This window comes from Microbacterium oxydans (assembly GCF_006540085.1).
Taxonomy (GTDB): domain Bacteria; phylum Actinomycetota; class Actinomycetes; order Actinomycetales; family Microbacteriaceae; genus Microbacterium; species Microbacterium oxydans.
Genome location: NZ_BJOG01000008.1, coordinates 176,376 through 197,786 on the forward strand (window position 1 = coordinate 176,376; position 21,411 = coordinate 197,786).

The window sequence follows — 21,411 nt, forward strand, 5'->3', positions numbered from 1 at the left end:
TCACTGGACCCTCACTCTCGGGTCGATGAAGCTGTAGGAGACGTCGACCGCCAGGTTGATCAGCGCATACGCGATCGCGATGAAGATGATGAACCCCTGGAGGACGGGGAAGTCCCTGGTGAAGATCGCCCTCGCCAGGAACGAGCCGATGCCCGGGAAGGCGAACACCGTCTCGGTGAGCACCGCCCCGGATATCAGCAGCCCGGTCTGCAGGCCGATCGTGGTGATCACCGGGAGCATGGCGTTGCGCAGGATGAAGCGGTTGCGCAGCGTCGGCGCACCGACGCCCTTGGCCCGACCGGTGCGCACGTAGTCCGCGTTCTGCACCTCCAGGACACTGGCCCTGGTGATGCGGACGATGATCGCGAGCGGGATCGTACCCAGCGCGAGCGCCGGGAGGATCAGGTGCAGGATCGCATCCCATGCGGCATCGAACTCTCCGGTGATGATGCCGTCCCACACATAGAACCCGGTGGGATGGGTCGCGTCTATTCGTGGATTCTGTCGTCCGTCCGACGGCAGCCAGCCCAGCTGCACCGCGAAGACGTACTTCAGGATGAAGGCGAGGAAGAACACCGGGATGGTGATGCCGATCAGGCTCAGCACCACGGATGCGTGGTCGGTGAACTTGCCGTGGCGGCGGGCGGCCCAGTATCCGAGCGGGATGCCGATGCCGACCGCGAAGATGAGCGCCATCACGCTGAGCTCGAGCGTCGCGGGGAAGCGCCGCATGAACTCCTCGGTCACCGGACGGTTGGTCTGGATGGAGGTTCCGAAGTCTCCTTGGAGGAGCCGCCCGATCCAGATGAAGTACTGCTCGATGAGCGGCTTGTCGAAGCCGTAGAGCTCGTTGACTCTGGCGACGGCCTCGGGTGTGGCCTTCTCGCCGAGCAGGGCGACCGCGGGGCCGCCGGGAAGGGCCCTGACCCAGGCGAACAGCAGGATGCTGAGCCCGAACAGGGTGGGGATGAGGAACAGCAGTCGCCTGCCGATGGTGCGCAGCACGAAGATCTCCGTCGATCAGAAGGTACGTCGTTCCCCGGTCCCGCCGAAGGGGTGGGACCGGGGAACGACGTATCAAGTGGTCAGGCCTACTTGGTGAGGACGATGTCCGTGAAGACCTCGTCGTTCACCGGGCTGGCGGGGTAGCTCTTCACGCGCGGGTCGAACGCCAGGGTCGGCGCCGGGTGCGCGAGCGGAACACCGGGGATGAACTGGGCGACCATCTCGTTGATCTCCTCGTACAGCGCCGTCTGGTCCTCGAGGTTCGAGACGCCGCGCGCCTCGTTCAGCTTCTGGAACAGCTCGGGGTTGTCGAAGCCCCACTCGGAGCTCTGCTGGCCGAAGAAGACGCCGACGAAGTTGTCGGTGTCGTTGTAGTCACCGGTCCAGCCGAGCAGGTGGATGCCGTGGTCCGAGGTGCCGGTGGTGCGGTCGAGGTATTCGACCCACTCCTCCGAGACCGGGGTGGTCTCGACGCCGACCTCTGACAGCTGCGACGACAGCACGGTGAAGATCTGCTCGGGGTCCGGCATGTACGGACGGGACACGTTGACCGGGTAGTTGAAGGTGAGCTTCAGCGGGTTCGCCTCGGTGTAGCCGGCCTCGGCCAGCAGCGACTTCGCCTTCTCGGGGTCGTAGTCGTAGGTCGTGACATCGGGGTTGTAGCCGTTGACGACCTCGGGGACGAACTCGATGGCCTTCTGCGTGCCCTCCGGCAGCACCTGGCTGATCAGCGCGTCCTTGTCGACCGCGTACGAGAGCGCCTCACGCACCTTCGGGTCCTGCAGCTCCGGCACCGCCTGGTTGAAGGCGAGGTACAGGATCGTGAACGGCGGGCGCGACACCATGGTGAAGCCGTCGTCCTCGAGAGCCTTGGTGTCGGCCGGTCCGACGAGGTCGTAGCCGTCGATCGAGCCGGATTCGAGCGCCTGGCGGCGTGCGGTCGGGTCGTCGATCGTGCGGAAGATGATCTCGTCGATCTGCCCCTTCTCGCCCCAGTACCCGTCGTAGGACTTGAGCGTGACCTGCTCGCCCGGCGCCCACTCGTCGAAGGCGTAGGGGCCGGTGCCGACCGGGTGGCCCATGGCGTACTCGGACAGCTGCGGGGCCTCGGCGGAACCGCTGACCTCATCCGCACCGAACTCCTGCATCGCCGAGGGGCTCTGCATGGCGAAGGCCGGGAGCGAGAGCGAGGCGACGAAGCCGGCGAACGGCTTGTTGAGCTCGATCGTCACCGAGTTCTCGCCGTCGGGGGTGCAGGACTTGTAGACGGCGTCGGCCGCGTTGGAGGCGTACCCCTTGAAGAGCTTGTTGTAGTAGTACCCGAAGGCTTCGGAAGCCGCGAGACCGGTCCAGTTGAACCAGCGGTCGAAGTTCACGCAGACGGCCTCGGCGTTGAACGGCGTGCCGTCCTGGAACGTGACGTCCTTCTTCAGCTCGAAGGTGTGCGACATGCCGTCTTCGGACGATTCCCACGACTCGGCGAGCAGCGGTGCCGGGTCGGCGGTGCCGGGCTCGGTGCCGACGAGACCCTCGAAGATCTGGCGCGAGACGCGGAAGCTCTCGCCGTCCTGCGCGAAGGCGGGGTCGAGGCTCGCCGGGTCCGAGGACGCAGCGAACACGAACGTCCCGTCGACGTCGCCCGATCCTTCCGAGCCCTCGTCGCCACGCTCACTGGCGACGCAGCCGGCGAGCGCGAGCGCCGCGATCGAGGCTCCGGTTACGGCGATGAGTCCTCGCCGACGCTTGACTGATTGGTGCATTGTGTGACCTTCCCTGTCGGGCGCTTCTTTGCGCGTCCCGAGGCTTCCTCGCCTCGGTGACGGTGATGACTCGACGGTACCCAGCAGATCCTCAGATACCAAACGCATCCAGGTTGCAATCCGATATCGGCGGGACCGGCATCGATCCGGTAGTGTCCAGATCGTGCCAGACACCACTCCGCTCGCCGTCTGCTTCGGAGAGGGCATGGTCGCCCTCGTCGCCGCCACCGCGGGTCCGCTCGAGGACTGCCGGACCTTCCACCGCTCCCTCGCCGGGGCGGAGTGGAACACCGCGATCGCTCTGGCGTCGGCAGGTGTGCGCACGTCGGTCCTCTCCCGCGTCGGTGACGACGGCTTCGGGCGCTTCCTCACCGCTGAGCTGCGCGCCCACGGCGTCGACGACTCCGCGGTCGAGGTCGACGGCGACGCACCCACCGGGCTTTACGTGAAGGAGCTGTCGGCACGGGAGGACGGTGCCGTCGACGGCACCATGCACTACTACCGTGCCGGGTCGGCCGCCGCGTCCCTGTCGCCCCGGACGCTCACGACGCCGGTGGCATCCGCACTCCTCGGCGATGCGGCGCTCGTGCACACCTCGGGGATCACACCCGCGTTGTCGGCCACAGCCCTCGCCGCCCAGGAAGCGCTGTTCACGGAGCGACGCCCCGGCCGCCTGCTCAGCTTCGATGTGAACTGGCGACCCGCGCTCTGGCTCGGACGCGAGGCCGAGGGCCGCAGGATCGTCGCGGACTTCGCATCCCGCGCCGACATCGTGTTCTGCACCCGACCCGACGCGGAGGCCGTGTTCGGCACGAGCGAGCCGCAGCGGATCCGCGCCCTGTTCCCCCACCCGCGCCATCTGCTCATCACCGACGCGAGCGGTGCCGTGGCGTTCGACGGCACCGAGACCGCCGAGAGCGACGCGCTCGATGCGCCCGTGGTGGAGACCATCGGCGCAGGCGATGCCTTCGCGGCCGGCTTCCTCGCCGGGGTGCTCACCGGCCTCTCGCTGACGGGGAGCCTCGCGCGCGGACATCGCATCGCGACCCGCGCCCTGGTCAGCACCCGCGACCACGTCGACTGAGCCTTCTCGAGCGTGCCTTCTCGCACCGGTGCTTCTCGCCGGGCCTTCTCGAGCCTGCCTTCTCGCACCGGTGCTTCTCGCGCCGGGCCTCAGCTGCGACGCCGGGCCTCAGCTGCGACGCCGGGCCGGGACCGCGTCGTGAGTGCGCTGCAGCGAGACGGCGACCGGCTCCCCGCGGTGCTGCACGACCCGCACGAAGAGCACATCGACGAGCGCGAGCTGTGCGATGCGGCTCGACATCGCGGCCATCCGGAAGGGGGATTCGTGCGCGTGCGTGAGCAGCACGACATCGGCCGCCAGTGCCACAGGCGAGTCCGCAGCGCTGGTGACCGCGACCGCGAGCGCACCGGCGTCGCGCGCGACCTCGAGGGCACGCAGTGTCTCGGTGGTCTCGCCGCCATGGGAGAAGGCGATCGCCACGTCGGCGGCACTGCGCAGCGAAGCCGTCGTGACCGCGAGGTGCGGGTCGGCCGAGTGCGAGACGGAGCAGCCGATGCGCGACAGCTTCAGCTGAAGGTCCTGCGCCGTCAGCGATGACGCGGCCTGGCCGAAGAGATCGATGTGCCGGGCATCGACGACCGCACGGGCGACCCTGTCGAGCGCGGCCGCGTCGAGGGCGAGCGCGGTCTTCTCGATCGCGTCGATCTCCTGGGCGGCGAGCTTGGCGGCGATCGCGCTCGGACCGTCGTCGGGGTCGATCGCGGTGGTGTCCAGACCGAACCGTGCCTGCTGCGCCTGCTCCAGGGTGATCGCGCGGGCGACCGCGACCCTGAGTTCGCGGTAGCCGCTGTATCCGAGGGACTGGGCGTAGCGGGCGACCGTCGAGAGCGAGGTCTGACAGAGCTGGGCGAGGTCGTTGATCGCCAGGTCGACGACCAGGGTCGGGTCGCCCAGGATCTTCTCCGCGACGCGCGCCTCTGCGGCGCTCACCTTGGGAAGGGAGCGCCGCACCAGAGCGAGAACGTCATCGTCCATGGAGGGTCCTGTCTCAGCCGGCGCTGGTCATCCTCTGCTGCGCCGTGAAGCGTCCGAGGAGTGCTTCACGCGCCGTCTGGGCACCGAGCCTACTGGCTGCGGCGACCTCCACGGTCGGCAGGGGCAACGGCTGCGCCGTCGGAAGCCCCACGTTGACGACCACAGCGTGCGGATCGCGCACGGCAGCGCGTTCGACGAGTGCCCGCTGCGCCGCGTCGGTGTCCGGCCGGTCGATCAAGAGCACGGTCGTCGCGGAGGCTGTGGCCGCCGCGGCCGCCATCTCGTCGAGCACCCGGTCCTGCTCGGACAGCGGCGCGGACGTCACGTCGAGACGCACGCGCAGGCCCTCCTCCGCGAGCGCACTCGCGACGTACGAACCTGCGCTGTCGACCGCCAGTGTCGATCGGCGACGCGCATCGATGACGGCGAGCTCCGTCGACACCTCGGGAGTACCTCCGGAGATCGTCACCATTCGGCGCAGGATCCCGGCGGCGTCGAAGTCGCCTGTGGGCTCCTGCGTGGCTTCTACCGCGACCGCAGCGGAGCGGAGCTTGGTCGCGAGCGCAGCGACCCTGGCTGCTGCCTCCTCGACGCGCTCACGCGGGAGCGAGCCGCCACGGAGAGCGGCGACGATCCCGTCTCTCGCCGCGCGGAAGTCCTGCTCGTCCTGGTCGGGCAGAGCCGCATCTCCGGGGTTGGTCGGGTTTCCGATGCACAGGAGGTCGGCTCCGGCGGCGAGGGCCATGGCCGCTCCCCCGCCGAGTCCGACCGTCTCGCGGATGGCCGCCATGTCGAGAGCATCAGTGATGATGACGCCGTCGTAGCCCCAGTCACGCAGCATGCCGAGCACACGCGGATTGAGGGTGGCCGGCTGCTCGCCCCAAGCCGGGACCACGATGTGAGCGGTCATGACGGCATCGACGCCCGCATCGATCGCCGCGCGGAACGGCTCCAGATGCACACGCTCGAACTCCTCGAGGTCGAGCGTGATCTCGGGAAGCGAGTGGTGCGAGTCCATGTGGGTGTCGCCGTGACCCGGGAAGTGCTTCACGCACGCCGCGACCGCGCCGTCCTGGATGCCGTCGATCGTCGCGACCACGTGCCGGGAGACGAGCGCCTCGTCGTCACCGAACGCGCGAACGCCGATGACCGGGTTGCGGGGGTCGGTGTTCACGTCGGCGACCGGACCGAGCACGACGTTGGCGCCGACCGCACGCACACGACGTGCCAACTCCGCTCCGGTCTCCTCCGAGGCGACGAGATCGTCGAGCAGGCCGAGCTGCGCGGCACCGGGAACCGTCGACCCGGTGGCGGACTCGAGCCGGGTGACGCTGCCGCCCTCCTCGTCGATGCCGATCAGGGCATTCGGGTTCGCGTCGAGGATCTGGGCGCTCAACGCAGGCAGGCCCTCTCCGACGTTCTGCCCGAAGTACACGACTCCGGCCAGTCCATCACGCAGTTCGTCGCGCAGCCACGCGGGCGCCTCGGTGCCGAAGAAGCCCGGCCACAGCACGCCGTTCGCGAGACGTTCGAGCTCGTCGGTCATCCCTTCACCGCTCCTGCCACCATGCCGGAGGCGAGCTTGCGCTGCACCAGCACGAAGAAGATCATGACGGGCACCGTGATGATGGTCGACGCGGCCATGATGCTGCCCCAGTCGTTGGAGTGCAGGCCGAAGAACGACTTCAGACCGATCGAGACCGTGTACTGGTCGGTCTGCGCACCCAGGATGGTCATCGCGAAGATGAACTCGTTCCATGCGGTGATGAAGCTGAAGATGCTCGTGGCGACGAGGCCCGGCATGACCAGCGGCAGCAGCACCGAGCGGAACATCCGCCACCAGCTCGCACCGTCGATGTAGGCAGCCTCTTCGAGCTCGACGGGAACGGCGGCGACGAAGCCGCGGAGCATCCAGATGCCGAAGGCGAGGGAGAGCGCGACGTAGACGACCATCAGGCCGAGGATGCTGTTGAGCAGACCGAGGCTCTTGACCTGCAGGAACAGCGGGATGACGAGCGCTTCGAGCGGCACCATCTGCACGATCAGGATCATCATCAGGATCGTGGTGCGGAACTTGAACTTGAAGCGTGCAACCGCGACCGCGGCGAGCAGGCACACCAGAGCGCTCACGAGCACCGTGACGAGCGCCACGATCGCCGAGTTGCGCAGGTACGTGCCGAATCCGCCGTCGGTGAGCACGAAGGCGAAGTTGTCCCACGTGAACTCCTGCGGGAGGAGCGACTGTCCACCGCTGGACGCCTTGCCGTCGAAGGCGCTGGAGACCATCCAGTAGACGGGGAAGAGGGTGAAGATCAGGACGGCGGCGACCGCGATCCCGATTCCGATGCGGGAGCGGAGCCTCGGACGCGGGTTCACAGCTCGTCCTCCTTCATGAGGGAGCGGATGTAGACGATCGTGATGCCGATCAGCACCAGCGTGAGCAGCACGGCGAGAGCCGCACCGAAGCCGTACCGGTTCTGGCCGAAGGACTCCACGTACGACCAGACGCCGAGGTTCAGCACCTGACGGTTGCCACCGCCACCACCGGGCATGAGGTACACCTGCGCGAAGACCTTGAAGTCCCAGATGGTGGAGAGGATGATCACGACCGAGAACACGGGCTTGAGCGTGGGGAAGATGATCTTCCAGAACCGGCGCCAGGCGCCCGCGCCGTCGAGCGCTGCGGCTTCGAGCATCTCCTTCGAGACGCCCAGCAGGCCGGCGAGCACCGTGATGGCGACGAACGGGAAGCCGTGGTGCACGACGTTGAGGAGCACGATGGCGTAGAACGACCACTGGTTCGTGAACCAGTTCACGGGATCGTCCATCAGGCCGAGGTCGCGCAGGACGGTGTTGAAGATGCCGCGGTCGGCATCGAAGATGAAGGTCCAGACATACGTGCCGGTCACCGCGGGCATCGCCCACGCGACCATGATGCAGCTGGAGACGATGACGCGCCAGGTGGTGCCCAGCCGCGCGAGCAGCAGCGCCACGAGCGTGCCGACGGCGACCGTGACGAACACGGCCACGGCGGCGAACCCGACGGTGTTCGGCAGCACCACCGTCCAGAGAGTCGGGTTGGTGAGCGCCTCGACGTAGTTGTCGAGACCGATCCAGTTGTTCTCCCCGGTGTTGATCTCGCGCAGACCGTAGTCCTGCAGCGAGTAGATGAACACCTGGATGAGCGGCCAGAGCATGAGCACCGCGAGGATGGCCAGCCCGGGCGCGAGAAGGAGCCAGGGGCGGGCCGCGACGATCGAGAGACCGCGTCGCTTCCGGCCGCCGGCCACGGGAGCGGAGGGGGACTCCGCTTCCGTGGCCGGCAGTGGCGCTTGCACCATCGACATGGAAGGAATGCTTCCTTACTTCTGGTTGAGGAGTTCGGTCATCTCGGCGGCGGCGTCCTTCGTCGCGGTCGCGACGTCCTTCTGCCCGCTGAGGATGGCCTGGATCATGGAGTTGGTCGTCTTCTTCGCCTGCACGGCGCCGAAGTTCGGGGTGACCGGGACGGATGCGCCACCGTCGACCATCTGCTCGGCGAACGGTGCGACCAGCGGGTCGGTCGAGGCCAGCGCCTCTTCCATCGCGGACTGGACGCCCGGGAAGTAGCCGGTCTCGTTCGACCACTGCTCGGCGAACTCGCCGGTGGTCATGAGCTTGACGAACTCCCACGCGAGGTCGGCGTTCTTGGTCGTGTTGAACACGGAGAGGTGTGATCCGCCGAGCACGGACGGAGCGATACCGCCGTCCTCACCCGGGATGACGGCTGCGCCGATCTTGCCCTCGAGGTCGGGGTTCGCCTCGATGAGCGACTTCGGCGTCCACGAGCCCGAGAGCATCATGGCGACGTTGCCCTGCGTGAACGCGTCACGGAGGTCGGTCTCCTTCCAGGTGGTGGCACCTGCGGAGGAGAAGCCGTGCTCGGTGGCGAGGCCCGTGTAGAACTCGATGCCCGCCTGCGACTCCTTGCTGTCGAGCTCGCTGGTCCAGGTCTTGCCGTCCTTCGTGGCGATCTCGCCGCCGGCGCCCCAGACCCAGGGGTAGACCTGGAACTCGGCGTCACCGGGAACCGGGAAGGGGAGCATGTCGGGCTTGGCCGCCTTGATGGCGTCACCCGCGGCGACGATGTCGTCCCACGTCTTCGGAGCCTCGAGACCGAGCTCCTCGAACACGTCGGCGCGGTAGACCAGCGAGCGGACGCCCGCGTACCACGGCATGCCGTACAGCTCGCCGTCGTAGGTGCCGGCGACTTCGAGGCCCTCGACGAGGTCGTCGCGGAGGCCCTTCTCGGCGTCGACGTACTCATCGAGCGGCTCGAGCGCGCCGGCGTCGGCGAACTCCGCGGTCCAGGTGGTGCCGGTCTCGGCGATGTCGGGGGTCGTGCCACCGGCGATGGAGGTCACGAAGCGGTCGTGGGCGTCGGCCCACTGGATCTCCTCGATCTTGACCGTCGCGCCGGTCTCCTTCTCGAAGGCGTCGGACACCTTGTCGTAGAAGGCGGAGGCGTCGGGGTTGGTGCCCTTCATGATCCAGACGGTGAGCTCCTGGCCCTTGCCGTCGGTGGAGCCGGTGTCGCTGCCGCCGGCGCAACCGGCGAGGGCGAGCGTGGCCACGGCGCCGAGCGCCACAGCCGAGAGAATGCGCTTGTGCATTGCGGGGATCTCCTCTTTGAAAAGTCCTGGCAAGCATCGGGTACTCACCGGGGGTTAGGAAAAAGTATCCACGACTAACTAATTACCTGCAAGTTCCTCTCACAATCGTCATGTGGCCGTAACATCAGGTTCCCCCGGTAGGCTCCCCGGATGGCTCGCCGCACTCCTGACAACGACCGCTCGACGGTCGCTCGCCACGCGACACGCCCCGCTCAGAAGCCCGCCAGAGGATTCCTGAAGATCGCCGGGATCTCCGTCGGTGTCATCCTCGTCGCCGCGATCGCGGTCGCCGCGTTCGTCGTCACCGACTACTTCAACCGCTTCAACGAGGGCGCCGTCGCGTTGGAGGATGCCCCCGAGGTGGAGCCGCCGTCCATCAGCGCCTACCCCGGGGAGTTCAGCATCCTCGTCCTCGGCACCGACGAATGCGGTGCCGTGTCGACGGGTCTGCTGGGCGAGCGCTGCTCGAAGGCCGACGGTGGGATCCTCAACGACGTGAACCTCCTGGTCCACGTCTCGGCGGAGCCGCGCAACGTCACCGTCGTCTCGCTTCCCCGCGACCTCATGATCCCGACGCCGGAGTGCACCAGAGAAGACGGATCGATCGCCTCGGAGACCCGCAAGACGCAGATCAACTCGATCTATCAGAACGCCGGGATGTCTTGCGTCGCGAAGACCGTCACCGAGCTCACCGGGATCGAGATCCCCTTCGCCGCCAAGATCGACTTCGACGGCGTGATGGAGGTGACCGACGCGATCGGCGGCGTCGAGGTGTGCATCGGCGGCGACGGCATCCGCGACCGGCACACCGCGCTCGACTGGGAGCCGGGTCTGCGCACCGTGTCGGGCTACGAGGCCCTGCAATTCATCCGCACGCGGCACGGCGTCGGCGATGAGAGCGACATGGCGCGCGTGTCGAACCAGCAGCAGTACATGTCCCGCCTCGTGAAGAAGATCATGAGCGACGAGGTGCTGTCCGACCCCGGCAAGGTGCTGGGGCTCGCCGACACCATCGTGGACAACATCGATCCGAGCGTCGAGCTGGGAAACCCCATCCGGCTCGCCCAGCTGGCCCTGTCGATCAAGGACGTGCCGTTCTCCGAGTTCGTGTTCCTCCAGTACCCGGTCTTCGCCGACCCCGACGACTCCGACCGCGTGATCCCGAACGAGCAGGCCGCCGCGACCATCTGGGACGCTCTGAAAGCGGGTCAGCCCGTGCAGCTCACCGGCGACGTCAGCAACAACGGGGGCGTCGAACTCGTCGAACCTGCGCCGGGCACGGAAGGCGAGGCTCCGATGACGGATCCGCCGGCGACGGATGCTCCTGCCACGGACGCGCCGTCTCCCCGTGCGACGCTCGACTCGGCGATCTCCGGTCAGACGGTCGATCAGGAGACGTGTGCGAACGGCAAGCAGCGCTGAGCCGCTGAGACGCTGAGCAGCGCGTAGGCTCGTGCCCATGGGCCGGACGAGATCGCGCGACACCGAGCATCCCCAGGTCCGGCTGGACCACGGCGGCATCGCCGGCATCGTGCCCTCGGAGTTCACGAGCGGCTTCGAGCTCATCGTCGACGGCACCCCGCAGTCCCATGTCGACCTCGACGACCCGACGCACCTGCACTTCGAGTACATCGTCCGCATGGGCGCGGTCATCGATCAGCTCGACCCCGGCCCCTTGACCGCCGTGCACCTCGGGGCCGGCGCGCTGACCGTACCGCGCTACATCGACGCGACGCGGCCCGGCTCACGTCAACAGGTGATCGAGCTCGAGGCTCCGCTCGCGCAGCTGGTGCGCGAACACCTCCCGTTGCCGAAGGGAGCGCCGATCCGGATCAGGATCGGCGATGCCCGCGAAGGAGTCGCCAAGCTGCCGAGCGCGCTCCGCGCGAGCTGCGACCTCGTCGTCTCCGATGTCTACTCGGGTGCGCAGACACCCGCGCATCTCACCAGCGTCGAGTTCTACCGGGAACTCGCAGAGCTGCTGGCCCCGGGCGGGGTGCTCCTCGTCAACGTCGCCGACGGGCCGGGACTCGCTTTCGCCCGCCGCCAGGCCGCGACGATCGCGGACGTGCTTCCGGAGGTCGGCATCCTGGCCGACACCCAGGTGCTCAAGGGCCGGCGCTTCGGGAATCTCGTCATCGCCGCCTCCGCCGCTCCCCTGCCGACGGAGTGGCTGCCGCGCATCCTGGCCGCGGGCCCCCATCCCGCCAAGATCGCTCAGGGCGCCGAGGTCGACGCCTTCATCCAGGGGGCGCGGATCGTGACAGATGCCGACGCCGTCGCCTCACCGCGGCCGGACGCCTCGCTGTTCCTGCGCTGACGCACCGCCCGCTCCCGCGCGCGAGCGGCTCGGACGGCGCCCCCCGGAAAGCGATGGCGGCGTGTCGAAATCAGGATGCGGCGGACCAGGGCGCGCCGTCGGGTGGACCCCGCGCACGGAAGGCAGACTGGGTGGGGACGCTGCGGAAGGAGAGCAATGAGTTTCATCCGGGGATACGACCAGGAGACCCTCCGCGAAAAGGTCGATCTCGATGAGTGCGAGGCCCGTCTCGCGGAGATCGATTCGCAGCGCAGCCTGCCCGCTCTGCTGGAGCGCGTGTGGCTGCTGAAGGTGCTCGACCGCCTCGATGAGGCGCTCGCGCTGGCGGACGAGACGGTGCGCCAGGCGCGCATGGCGGGGACTCGCAAGGACGTGCTTCGCGCACGCGTGCTGCATGCGACGATCCTGCAGTATCGGGGTGCGCACGCCGCAGCGGAACAGGAGCTCGCGACCTGCGCCGCCGAGGCCGAGGGCCAGCGGTGGCTGTCGATCGCGGCCTTCGCGTACCAGCACCATGGCAAGAACGCCTACGACGCCGGCGACTACGAGACCGCGCGCGAGAGCTTCAAGCAGTCGCTGTTCCTGCGTCGCGAGTCCGGGGCCGAAGACAGCGAGCTCGAGACCGCGCTCCTGGCGATCGAAGCGGTCGAGCGTCGGCGCCCACCGCAGCTCATCCCCGGCTGAGGCCCGGCGCGGCCGCGATGTCACCGGCATGGCTTAGCCTGATCGCATGGCGGAACTTGACCGTGTGCGCGTCTGGGGCGAGGCACTGATCACGCTGCATCTCGACGACAGCTGGTCGTTCGGCTTCGACAATGCCAAGCGTCGGGCCGGTCAGTGCGACTACACGAAGAAGCGGATCACCGTGTCTCGCTACCTCGCCGCGCGCTTCGACGATGACGACATCCACCAGGTGCTGCTGCATGAGGTCGCGCACGCCCTCGCCGGCCACGAAGCCGCCCACGGACCGATCTGGAAGCGCGTCGCCCGCGACCTCGGCTACGTCGGCGGCACCACCCATCACGGCGAGACGGCGGTGGAGCTCGCGCCCTGGGTGGGCAGCTGCCCCGCCGGGCACGTCACGTACCGGCACCGCCGGCCCACGAGGCCGACGTCGTGTGCACGCTGCTCGCGCACATTCGACTCCCGGCACCTGTTCGCCTGGACCCGACGTGAGATCACGAGCGACGTGCGGCTCGCCGCGCAGCTCCCGCGCTGACCGCGACTCACCTGTCGGAGTCGTCGACGCCCTCCGTCTCGACCGGTGCGGATCCGTCGATGCTCTCCGCCGAGCTGCGCCGACGACGCACCAGCGCCGCGATCGCGCGCCAGCCGACCAGGAACACCCCCAGCACGAGCGTCGCGACGATGATGAAGGGCACCTCCGCCGTATCACCGCTCAGCACGCGGATGAGCATGCCACCGGCGACCGTCACGATCCAGACCACCGCGCCCCACAGCAATGACCAGGGGCGGCGGGGTCGACCAGGCAACAGGGCCGCGAGGGCGTGCCCCACCAGGAGGGCGATCAGGAACGGCCATGCCGTGAGGAGGAACCCTGCGGGGTTCTCGTCATGGGAGGCGCGACCGATCGCCGCGAAGATCAGCACGAGCACGACGTCGACGACGACAGCGGGAAGGTACCTCATGACACGACCCTACGTGTCCTCGCCCACACCGGGGCCTGCCCCGCGGCATCCGGCACACATCTGCGTGCCGGCAGGATCGCGCCGGACGGGCCAGGCGACATCACTCGAAGCGGGTGAACACCCCATCACGCAGCACGGGGACGACGTCGACCGCGTCGAGCACCGCCGCGTCGGCGACCGTGGTGGGTGTCAGTCCTGCTGCTTCGATGCGGGCCGTCGCCGCGACGCCGCCCGCGATCTCCCGCCCGGAACCGCTCGCCCCGACCATATGCCGCACGGCGGCGCGGAGTGCGTGGAACCCCTCGGCGGCGACCGCGGCGTCCGGGGCCGTGTGATCGATGCCCCGAGCCGAGAGCGCGGCGATGACCGCGCCCGCACCGAGCTGGTCTTCCACGGCGAACCGGAGAAGCTCGTTCTCGTCGAGCTCGCCGGCCGCGATGACGGCGACGGAGGTGCGTGCCTGCCGACGCTCCTGGATGGTCTGCACCGCGCGAGCGACGGCGCCGGCGTTGCGGATGCTTCCCACGAGCACCGTCGATCCGCGGGAGGCCGCGACCGCGACCGCCGCGCCGTTGCGCGACCAGGTCTCCGCCTCGGCCACACCGACCTCGGCGCCGGACGCGACGGCGTCGACGACGATCGAGGAGAACCTCAGCACATCGACGACCACGACGACGTCGGCGCCGGCGAGCCGGTCGAGACCTGCTGTCCCCCAGTCGAGGCGGACCTGATACGTGGACTGATCGAACGGCGACGGCACCCGACCAGCCTAGAGGCGTCAGTCGGCTGCGAGAGCCTCGACCGGGGCCACCCTGGTCGCCAGTCGCGTCGGCGTCGCGGCCGCCACCAGCGTGAGCACCGCCGTCGCGACGACGATGATGACCACGGGAACCCACGGGATCTGGGGCGCGACGAGCCCCGCCGGCGTGAAGTTCGGCAACGTCGGCACCGAACCGAGCAGCGACTGCGCGGCGATCCAGCCGTACACGACCCCGAGCACGAGGCCCGTCAGAGTCGCCGCGACCGTGATGTGCGTGGCTTCGAGCAGCACCATCCGTCGCACCTGGCGATTCGACAGACCGATCGAGCGCAGCAGTCCGAGCTCCCTGCGTCGCTGCACCACTCCGATCGTGAGGAGGTTCACGAGGCCGACAGCGGCGATCACCGCGGAGACGGCGACCAGCACCATCATCACCGCCGCGAAAGCGTCCATCGGGGCGAAGAACTCCGGAGGGACCTCTCCCGTCGACTGGCTCATCATCAGCGCCTTGGCCGATTCCAAGGCCACGGCGAACATCGTCACCAGGGTCACACCCATCACCACGCCGATCGCCATCCGCGACGAACGCTCGGGGTAGCGCAGCGCGTTCTCGGCGGCGAGGCGAGCGGTGGCGCTCGACCCGAACATCCGGCCGACCAGACGCAGCACGGGCGGCATGAACAGCACGGATCCGAGAGCGAGGCCGGTGAACGAGAGCACACCGCCGACGAACGCCACGACGACGCCGAGCGGCGTCATGAGCCCCACCAGAATCCCGCCGACGAGGAGCAGCGCACCGGCGATGAGCAGCACCCAGGCGCCGATGTGCCGGCCCGGCTTGCCGGAGACCTCGTCGAGGGTGCGCTCGACCGAACCGCCCAGCGACTGCAGCGGGGTCACCGCGAGCACGCGTCGGGAACCGGCCCACGCCGCCGCCCATGTCGTGAGGGCCACGCCGATCGCCGGAAGCGCCACGAAGGGCTGAGCGAGGGAGAAATCGGACGGGGCATTGGTGATCAGCTGCCCGCCGATCTGCACTCCGACGGCCGCGAGCCCGATCCCGACCAGCAGACCGATCGCTGCTCCGAGGAGTCCGACGACGAGTCCCTGCTTGCCGACCTCGGCGCGCTGGGAGCGCGCGGTCGCACCGATCAGGCGCATGAGCGCGATCTGCCGCGTACGACCGGCGATGATCGTCGAGAAGGTGTTGGCGGTGACGATGGCCGCGACGTACATCGCGACGACGGTCAACAGGACGGAGAGCAGGGCGACGACGAAGGCGAGAGTCTCGCTGTCGCCGATGAACGGATCGTTCTGCAGCACGGCGCCGATGTAGGCGGTGATCTCCACGAGGAGCACGCCGAACGCCGCGGACAGTGCCGCGACCAGGATGCTGGCCCCCATCCCGCGGTCGCGCAGCCACGCGAGTCGGGGTCCGGTCGCCCGAGTCTCGGGGACGACCGTGGCGACGGCGCTCATGCGGCCACCTCCGCGGCGAGCATGTAGGCCGAGATCTCCTCAGCGGTCTGACGGGGGTGGTCGGCGACGATGCGTCCGTCGCCGAGGTAGAGCACACGGTCGGCGTGGCTGGCGGCGATCGCGTCGTGCGTGACCATCGCGATCGACTGCCCGTGCTCGCGGCTCGCGGTGGCGAGCAGGCGCAGCACCTCACGGCCGGTCTTCGAGTCGAGGTTGCCGGTGGGCTCATCGGCGAACACGAGGTCGGGTGCCGTGGCGAGGGCGCGGGCGATGGCGACACGCTGCTGCTGACCGCCGGACAACTGGTGCGGACGGTGGGAGAGCCGCGAGCCCAGGCCGAGCGTCTCGACGAGCCCGTCGATGCGCGCGCGCTCGATCGCACTCGGACGGCGACCGTCGAGCTCGAACGGGAGCATGATGTTGCCGAGGGTGTCGAGCGTCGGGACGAGGTTGAAGGCCTGGAAGATGAAGCCGACCCGGCGACGCCGCAGGATGGTGAGGTCGATGTCGCCCAGGCCGGTGATCTCGGTGTCGCCGATCCACGCGCGTCCCTCGGTCGGGCTGTCGAGTCCCGCCATGATGTGCATCAGGGTCGACTTGCCGGAACCCGAAGGCCCCATGATGGCGGTGAACTGCCCGCGGCGGATGCCCACGCTGACGTCGTCCAGTGCGTGGACGGTGCCCTCGCCGGAGCCGTAGGTCTTCTTCAGGTGCTGGACGCGGGCGGCGAGCCCCAGGTCGGTGGTCGTGATCTCCATGTCCCCGACGCTATTTCCGCCGCCCATGGCGGGTCATCGCCCGCGGGGCGCATCGGCATACATCGCAAGGATGATCCCGTCACACCCAGGCGTGCGTCAGGCCAGACGTGCGTCAGGCGAGACGTGCGTCAGGGGATGTCTGCGTCAGGCGAGGCCGTGCTCGAAGGCGAACACCACGAGCTGCACCCGGTCGCGCAGCGCCAGCTTGCTGAGGATCCTGCTGATGTGCGTCTTCACCGTCGCCTCGCTCAGGTACTCCCGGCTCGCGATCTCGGCATTCGACAGCCCTCGGGCCGCGAGCGCGAAGATCTCCCTCTCCCGGTCCGTCAGGTCGGCATACTGCGGCGGAACGGGTTTGGGAGCCTCGGCGAAGTGCTCGAAGAGATCGCGGGTCGCCGAAGCAGCGATCACGCTCGACCCGGAGTGCACCGTGCGGATCGCCGCGAGCAGGAACTCGGGGTCGGCGTCCTTGAGGAGGAATCCGCTCGCGCCCTGCCGGATCGCCCTCGCCGCTGCCTCATCCAGATCGAACGTGGTGAGCATGACGACGCGCGGGGCATCAGGGCGGGCCAGGATCTCCGCAGTCGCCGTGAGCCCGTCCATCACCGGCATCCGGATGTCCATCATCACCACGTCGGGGCGGGTCGTGCGGACGACGTCGATCGCCTCCTGGCCGTTGCCGGCTTCGCCGACCACCTCGAGGTCGGGCTGTGACGCGATGAGCATCCGGATTCCGGCACGGAAGAGCGCCTGGTCGTCGACGAGCACGACTCTGATCATTCGGAGACTCCGATCGGGAGCGTGGCGTGGACGACGAACTGTGCCCCTCTGCGCTCGGCTTGCAGACTACCGCCGACGAGCTGCGCACGCTCACGCATGCCGATGAGCCCGTGTCCGCCGGGGACGGAGGTCGCCTCGCTCGCGACCGTGTTCCGCACATCGACGTCGACGCGGTCGGGAAGCCAGGCGATGTGCACGTCGACCGCGCCGTCTCCGTGGCGGATCGCGTTCGTGAGCGCCTCCTGGAGGATGCGGTACACGGCGAGCTGGATCGCGGCGGGCGGCTCCCCCGGCGGCATCGGATCCACGGTGACGCGCGGCTCGATCCCGGCCTGCCGCACCTGCGCGAACAGCGCCTCGAGGTCGGCGAGCGTCGGCTGCGGACCGTCGCCCTGTCGATGCCGCAACTGCGTGAGCAGCATCCGTACGTCGCTCAGAGCTCCGCGCGCGGTCTGGGCGATGGTGCCGAGAGCCTCGGTCGCCACTTCGGGCTGCACCGCGGCCGCGTACCTGGCACCGTCCGCCTGGGCGATCACCACGGCCAGCGAATGCGCGACGACGTCATGCATGTCGCGCGCGATGCGCACCCGTTCCTGCTCCTCGGCGGCGAGGGACTCGGCCTGCAGCTGGGCCGACCTCGTTCGGCGCGCGCGCAGCACGACACGCCACAGCAGGCCGCACACCCAGGCGAAGCCGAGCGCCATGACCGAGAGCACGAGGAGCAGCGTCCCCGTGGTGATCTTCTGCCATCCGTCGCCGGTTCCGAACGCCACACCGTTGACGATCACCATGAATACGGCGGCCACGAGACCGCCGAAGAGCGCTGAACCGAATCCCCACCAGAGCACCCGGCGCGTCCCCCAGGCGGAGGTCGCGTACAGCACCAGCAGGATCGCGACGTCGATCGGCAGCGGCCCGAAACCGGCGATCATCTGCAGCACGGCGCCGGCCCAGGCAGCGGCCAACGCCCATCCGGGCGCGAGCCGTCCGATGGCGACGGCGCCGGACATGAGCACGCTCGCGAAGACGAGGATCACGATCGCCGCGCCGCCGACGGCCGGGTTGTCCGTGACGGGCCCGTAGAACACCAGCGACATCGGTGCGAGCACGAGGAAGAGCAACGCCGCCCCGACGATGTCGAGGATCAGCGCGGTGCGGGAGAGCGGGCGGATCACTCCCCCACGCTACGCGAGCGTCTGCGCGTGGGCATCCGTCGAGGGATGTATCCGTGCCGGGTCAGGCGCGTGCGACGATCTCGCCGTGCGGCACCAGGTACCAGCCGTCGCCGTCATCTGCCCAGCGCTTCCAGGCGTCGCTGATCTCCTGTAGATCAGCGGGCGTCGCCATGTCGCTGTCGACGAGCTGCCGTGCGAGCGCGGATTCGAGGATGCGGTCGGCCCACATGCCGCCCCACCAAGCCCGCTCCTCCGGAGACGCGTAGCACCAGGTCGACGCCGTCGCCGAGATGTCGGTGAAGCCCGCAGCGCGTGCCCAGGCCAACAGCCGTCGTCCCGCATCCGGCTCTCCGCCGTTGGCCCTGGCCGCGGCGCGATACAGCGCGAGCCACCGGTCGAGTTCCGGCAGCACGGGGAACCACACGAAGCCCGCGTAGTCGGCATCGCGTGCGGCGACGACGCCGCCCGGAACCGTGACGCGGCGCATCTCGCGCAGAGCCTGCACGGGGTCGCCGACGTGCTGGAGCACCTGGTGCGCGTGCACGACGTCGAAGGATTCGTCGGGAAAGCTCAGCGCGTGCACGTCTTCGACGGAGAACGACAGGTTCGTGAGGCCGCGATCGGCGGCGAGCCGCTCCGAGAGGGACAGGGCGTTCTCGTCGATCTCCGTCGCTGTCACGTGCGCCACGATGCCGGCGAAGTCGACCGTGATGCTCCCAGGACCTGCGCCCACGTCGAGAAGTCGTGTGCTGGCCCCGAGGTGCGGACGGAGGTACTCGGCGGAGTTCGCGATGTCGCGGACGTTGTGCGAGCGGAGGACGGTTTCGTGGTGTCCATGCGTGTACGAGGCCATGGGGTCAGTCTGGCAGAGCGCTTCGAGACCGGTCGTGGCACGCCTCAGCGCAGCTCGGCGACCATCCGTCGGAGGGACTCGCGGTCGGGCTTGCCCGAGGACAGCACGTCGATCTCGTCGACCACGATCAACCGTGCGGGCCTGGCATGCTTGCCGAGCTCTTCCTCGACCGCGTCCCGGGCGTGCGCGAGCTGCTCGGACTCGCTGCGCCGGAGCACCTCCCCCCGCGCCGCCACGATCACGGATGCCTCGCCCCACCGCTCATCCTCCACGCCGACCACCACGGCCTCGTGGAGACCGGGGACGCGGCGGACGACCCGCTCCACACGGTCGAGGGAGATGTTGATGCCGCCGGAGACGATCACGTTGTCGGCCCGGCCGTGCACGCGCACGGTGCCGTCTTCGACGAGGCCGAGGTCGCCGGTGCGGTACCAGCGGATGCCGTGCTCATCACGCACGAAGGTGCGCGCGGTCAGTGCCGCATCTCCCAGGTATCCTTCGGCGAGCATGGGACCGGCGATGCGCAGCTCTCCGTCCACCGTGCGGGCGCCGACCGTGTCGAGCGGTACGCCGTCGTAGACGCATCCCCCGCTGGTCTCGGTCGAACCGTAGGTGCGCACCAGTCGCACCCCGAGGTCGGCTGCTCGCTCGCGCAGCGGCTCGGGAAGAGACTGGCCGCCCACGAGGATCGCCCGATACGCCGTCAAGGCCGCACGGACCGACGTCTCGTCCGCGGCGTCGAGCAGCGTCGAGACCTGGGCGGGCACGAGCGAGGTGTACAGGTCGGGCATCCCCGTGCTCGACGACGGCCGCATCATCTCGTACGTCGCCTCGGCGAAGACCTGCGGCGAGAATCGCCCCTCGATCCGTGTGGGCTGCGTACCCGCGAGGATCGACCGCACGAGCACCTGGAGCCCGGCGACGTAGCCGGCGGGCAGTGCGAGCAGCCAGCGGCCGCTGCCGATCCGTGCCGCCGTCGCCTCTGCGCTCGCCCTCAGCGCCTCACCGCTCAGGGCGACGCGCTTCGGGATGCCGCTCGATCCCGACGTCGCGATCACCGCCGCGAGTCCGTCCGCCACGTTCTCCGGGGCATCGGCCACCATCCCCAGCCCCAGAGCGGGGCCGCCGTCGAGCGCCCGCTGCAGGGCCTCCCGCAGCAGAACCGGGTCTTCGGCATCTGTGGGGATCAGGGCGGTCATGCGTGTCTCCGACTCTGTGGGACCGACGGACTCAGTAGTGCCAGGGGAAGGACGACCAGTCGGGGTCGCGCTTCTCGAGGAAGGAGTCGCGCCCCTCGACGGCCTCGTCGGTGCCGTAGGCGAGGCGAGTGGCCTCGCCGGCGAAGACCTGCTGGCCGACGAGACCGTCATCGACCGCGTTGAAGGCGAACTTCAGCATCCGGATGGCGGTCGGGGACTTGGTCAACACGGTGCGCGCCATCTTCAGCGCCTCGCGTTCGAGGTCGACGTGCGGCACGACGCGGTTGACCGCACCGGCCTCGTACGCGCGCTGTGCGGAGTACTCCTCCGCCAGGAAGAACACCTCTCTGGCGAACTTCTGTCCGGTCTGACGCGCCATGTATGCAGAGCCGTATCCGGCGTCGAAGCTGCCGACGTCCGCATCCGTCTGCTTGAAACGCGCCTCTTCCGCCGAGGCGATCGTGAGGTCGCACACCACATGCAGGGAGTGGCCGCCGCCGGCCGCCCACCCCGGCACCACCGCGATGACGACCTTCGGCATGAAGCGGATGAGCCGCTGCACCTCGAGGATGTGGAGTCGACCGACCGCCGCGCGGCTCGCCCCGTCGACGATCGCCGTCTCGGCGTCGGAGTACTTGTATCCATCGCGACCGCGGATGCGCTGGTCGCCACCGGAGCAGAACGCCCAGCCGCCGTCCTTCGGGCTCGGTCCGTTTCCCGTGAGCAGCACCGCACCGATGCGCGCATCCTGTCGGGCGATGTCGAGGGCACGGTAGAGCTCGTCGACCGTGTGCGGACGGAAGGCGTTGCGCACCTCCGGCCGGTTGAAGGCGATGCGCGCGACTCCGCCGTCCCGCGAGACATGCGCGGTGATGTCGGTGTAGTCCTCGGCGCCGGGCGCGAGCACCCATTCGGCCGGGTCGAACAGGTCGGAGACGAAGGCATCGGTCACGGCATCCACC

The 21,411-nt window shown here is 69.0% G+C and carries 21 protein-coding genes; 5 read left to right on the plus strand and 16 right to left on the minus strand.

The features are described 5' to 3' along the window. Both MOX01_RS15195 and MOX01_RS15200 read right to left on the minus strand, forming a co-directional pair. Entirely contained in the window at positions 1–1,005 is a 1,005-nt protein-coding gene (locus tag MOX01_RS15195) for an ABC transporter permease (protein ID WP_058630491.1), read from the minus strand. 86 nt (positions 1,006–1,091) lie between these two features. Further along, complete coding sequence (locus MOX01_RS15200; RefSeq protein ID WP_141370388.1) at positions 1,092–2,765, minus strand: ABC transporter substrate-binding protein; 1,674 nt, start codon at positions 2,763–2,765, stop codon at positions 1,092–1,094. Between the two features lie 163 nt (positions 2,766–2,928). Between MOX01_RS15200 and MOX01_RS15205 the strand changes: the two genes are divergently transcribed. Next, positions 2,929–3,849, plus strand: coding sequence for a sugar kinase (locus MOX01_RS15205; RefSeq protein ID WP_141370390.1), 921 nt, complete (start codon positions 2,929–2,931; stop codon positions 3,847–3,849). 108 nt (positions 3,850–3,957) lie between these two features. Here the strand turns inward: MOX01_RS15205 and MOX01_RS15210 are convergent, their stop codons facing one another. The 5 genes from MOX01_RS15210 to MOX01_RS15230 are packed head-to-tail and all read right to left on the minus strand — an operon-like array spanning position 3,958 to position 9,476. Continuing rightward, positions 3,958–4,824, minus strand: coding sequence for a MurR/RpiR family transcriptional regulator (locus MOX01_RS15210; protein WP_046747341.1), 867 nt, complete (start codon positions 4,822–4,824; stop codon positions 3,958–3,960). A gap of 13 nt (positions 4,825–4,837) precedes the next feature. Then, positions 4,838–6,370 carry a glycoside hydrolase family 3 N-terminal domain-containing protein gene (locus MOX01_RS15215; RefSeq protein ID WP_141370392.1) on the minus strand — a complete coding sequence of 511 codons (1,533 nt, stop codon included), beginning with the start codon at positions 6,368–6,370 and terminating at the stop codon, positions 4,838–4,840. Further along, positions 6,367–7,200, minus strand: coding sequence for a carbohydrate ABC transporter permease (locus MOX01_RS15220; protein WP_017828171.1), 834 nt, complete (start codon positions 7,198–7,200; stop codon positions 6,367–6,369). Before MOX01_RS15220 ends, MOX01_RS15215 begins: the two co-directional genes overlap by 4 nt. Beyond that, complete coding sequence (locus MOX01_RS15225) at positions 7,197–8,171, minus strand: carbohydrate ABC transporter permease (protein ID WP_058630487.1); 975 nt, start codon at positions 8,169–8,171, stop codon at positions 7,197–7,199. Before MOX01_RS15225 ends, MOX01_RS15220 begins: the two co-directional genes overlap by 4 nt. 15 nt (positions 8,172–8,186) lie before the next feature. Continuing rightward, positions 8,187–9,476 (minus strand): sugar ABC transporter substrate-binding protein, encoded by a 1,290-nt coding sequence (locus MOX01_RS15230; RefSeq protein WP_061017163.1) that lies wholly within the window; start codon positions 9,474–9,476, stop codon positions 8,187–8,189. A gap of 150 nt (positions 9,477–9,626) precedes the next feature. Here MOX01_RS15230 and MOX01_RS15235 point away from each other — a divergent pair, with 150 nt between their 5' ends. From MOX01_RS15235 to MOX01_RS15250, 4 genes are all read left to right on the plus strand, one after another. Beyond that, positions 9,627–10,898, plus strand: coding sequence for an LCP family protein (locus MOX01_RS15235; protein ID WP_141370394.1), 1,272 nt, complete (start codon positions 9,627–9,629; stop codon positions 10,896–10,898). Positions 10,899–10,935: 37 nt separating this feature from the next. Then, the gene (locus MOX01_RS15240) at positions 10,936–11,796 is read left to right on the plus strand and encodes a spermidine synthase (RefSeq protein WP_141370396.1); all 861 of its coding nucleotides are present in this window, start codon (positions 10,936–10,938) and stop codon (positions 11,794–11,796) included. A gap of 156 nt (positions 11,797–11,952) precedes the next feature. After that, positions 11,953–12,480 carry a hypothetical protein gene (locus MOX01_RS15245; protein WP_046747335.1) on the plus strand — a complete coding sequence of 176 codons (528 nt, stop codon included), beginning with the start codon at positions 11,953–11,955 and terminating at the stop codon, positions 12,478–12,480. A 46-nt stretch (positions 12,481–12,526) separates the two neighbouring features. After that, a complete protein-coding gene (locus MOX01_RS15250; protein WP_061017169.1) occupies positions 12,527–13,015 on the plus strand; it encodes a SprT-like domain-containing protein in 489 nt (162 codons plus the stop codon). 7 nt (positions 13,016–13,022) lie between these two features. On the opposite strand, the gene MOX01_RS15255 is transcribed toward MOX01_RS15250, so the two are convergent. The 9 genes from MOX01_RS15255 to MOX01_RS15295 form a co-directional block, all read right to left on the minus strand. Further along, a complete protein-coding gene (locus tag MOX01_RS15255) occupies positions 13,023–13,445 on the minus strand; it encodes a DUF3054 domain-containing protein (protein WP_046747333.1) in 423 nt (140 codons plus the stop codon). A 100-nt stretch (positions 13,446–13,545) separates the two neighbouring features. Next, complete coding sequence (locus tag MOX01_RS15260) at positions 13,546–14,205, minus strand: 2-phosphosulfolactate phosphatase (RefSeq protein ID WP_141370398.1); 660 nt, start codon at positions 14,203–14,205, stop codon at positions 13,546–13,548. A gap of 18 nt (positions 14,206–14,223) precedes the next feature. Beyond that, on the minus strand, positions 14,224–15,684 hold the full coding sequence (locus MOX01_RS15265) for an ABC transporter permease (RefSeq protein WP_141370400.1): 1,461 nt from the start codon (positions 15,682–15,684) through the stop codon (positions 14,224–14,226). Continuing rightward, positions 15,681–16,442, minus strand: coding sequence for an ABC transporter ATP-binding protein (locus tag MOX01_RS15270; protein ID WP_046747330.1), 762 nt, complete (start codon positions 16,440–16,442; stop codon positions 15,681–15,683). The genes MOX01_RS15265 and MOX01_RS15270 overlap by 4 nt, the downstream gene beginning before the upstream one ends. Before the next feature lie 144 nt (positions 16,443–16,586). Next, positions 16,587–17,222 (minus strand): response regulator, encoded by a 636-nt coding sequence (locus tag MOX01_RS15275; protein ID WP_061017172.1) that lies wholly within the window; start codon positions 17,220–17,222, stop codon positions 16,587–16,589. Continuing rightward, positions 17,219–18,397, minus strand: coding sequence for a sensor histidine kinase (locus MOX01_RS15280; RefSeq protein WP_058630478.1), 1,179 nt, complete (start codon positions 18,395–18,397; stop codon positions 17,219–17,221). Before MOX01_RS15280 ends, MOX01_RS15275 begins: the two co-directional genes overlap by 4 nt. A gap of 61 nt (positions 18,398–18,458) precedes the next feature. Further along, on the minus strand, positions 18,459–19,250 hold the full coding sequence (locus tag MOX01_RS15285; RefSeq protein ID WP_046747327.1) for a class I SAM-dependent methyltransferase: 792 nt from the start codon (positions 19,248–19,250) through the stop codon (positions 18,459–18,461). Between the two features lie 44 nt (positions 19,251–19,294). After that, positions 19,295–20,449 carry an AMP-binding protein gene (locus MOX01_RS15290; RefSeq protein ID WP_141370402.1) on the minus strand — a complete coding sequence of 385 codons (1,155 nt, stop codon included), beginning with the start codon at positions 20,447–20,449 and terminating at the stop codon, positions 19,295–19,297. Positions 20,450–20,480: 31 nt separating this feature from the next. Next, the gene (locus MOX01_RS15295; RefSeq protein ID WP_046747434.1) at positions 20,481–21,401 is read right to left on the minus strand and encodes a 1,4-dihydroxy-2-naphthoyl-CoA synthase; all 921 of its coding nucleotides are present in this window, start codon (positions 21,399–21,401) and stop codon (positions 20,481–20,483) included. Between the last annotated feature and the right edge of the window lie 10 nt (positions 21,402–21,411).

Excerpts from the sequence above, each read along its gene's own strand:
- MOX01_RS15200 (WP_141370388.1), bottom strand. The coding sequence starts at position 2,765 with ATGCACCAATCAGTCAAGCGTCGGCGAGGACTCATCGCCGTAACCGGA.
- MOX01_RS15210 (WP_046747341.1), bottom strand. The coding sequence starts at position 4,824 with ATGGACGATGACGTTCTCGCTCTGGTGCGGCGCTCCCTTCCCAAGGTG.
- MOX01_RS15215 (WP_141370392.1), bottom strand. The coding sequence starts at position 6,370 with ATGACCGACGAGCTCGAACGTCTCGCGAACGGCGTGCTGTGGCCGGGC.
- MOX01_RS15225 (WP_058630487.1), bottom strand. The coding sequence starts at position 8,171 with ATGTCGATGGTGCAAGCGCCACTGCCGGCCACGGAAGCGGAGTCCCCC.
- MOX01_RS15230 (WP_061017163.1), bottom strand. The coding sequence starts at position 9,476 with ATGCACAAGCGCATTCTCTCGGCTGTGGCGCTCGGCGCCGTGGCCACG.
- MOX01_RS15235 (WP_141370394.1), top strand. The coding sequence starts at position 9,627 with ATGGCTCGCCGCACTCCTGACAACGACCGCTCGACGGTCGCTCGCCAC.
- MOX01_RS15240 (WP_141370396.1), top strand. The coding sequence starts at position 10,936 with ATGGGCCGGACGAGATCGCGCGACACCGAGCATCCCCAGGTCCGGCTG.
- MOX01_RS15245 (WP_046747335.1), top strand. The coding sequence starts at position 11,953 with ATGAGTTTCATCCGGGGATACGACCAGGAGACCCTCCGCGAAAAGGTC.
- MOX01_RS15250 (WP_061017169.1), top strand. The coding sequence starts at position 12,527 with ATGGCGGAACTTGACCGTGTGCGCGTCTGGGGCGAGGCACTGATCACG.
- MOX01_RS15255 (WP_046747333.1), bottom strand. The coding sequence starts at position 13,445 with ATGAGGTACCTTCCCGCTGTCGTCGTCGACGTCGTGCTCGTGCTGATC.
- MOX01_RS15265 (WP_141370400.1), bottom strand. The coding sequence starts at position 15,684 with ATGAGCGCCGTCGCCACGGTCGTCCCCGAGACTCGGGCGACCGGACCC.
- MOX01_RS15270 (WP_046747330.1), bottom strand. The coding sequence starts at position 16,442 with ATGGAGATCACGACCACCGACCTGGGGCTCGCCGCCCGCGTCCAGCAC.
- MOX01_RS15275 (WP_061017172.1), bottom strand. The coding sequence starts at position 17,222 with ATGATCAGAGTCGTGCTCGTCGACGACCAGGCGCTCTTCCGTGCCGGA.
- MOX01_RS15285 (WP_046747327.1), bottom strand. The coding sequence starts at position 19,250 with ATGGCCTCGTACACGCATGGACACCACGAAACCGTCCTCCGCTCGCAC.
- MOX01_RS15290 (WP_141370402.1), bottom strand. The coding sequence starts at position 20,449 with ATGACCGCCCTGATCCCCACAGATGCCGAAGACCCGGTTCTGCTGCGG.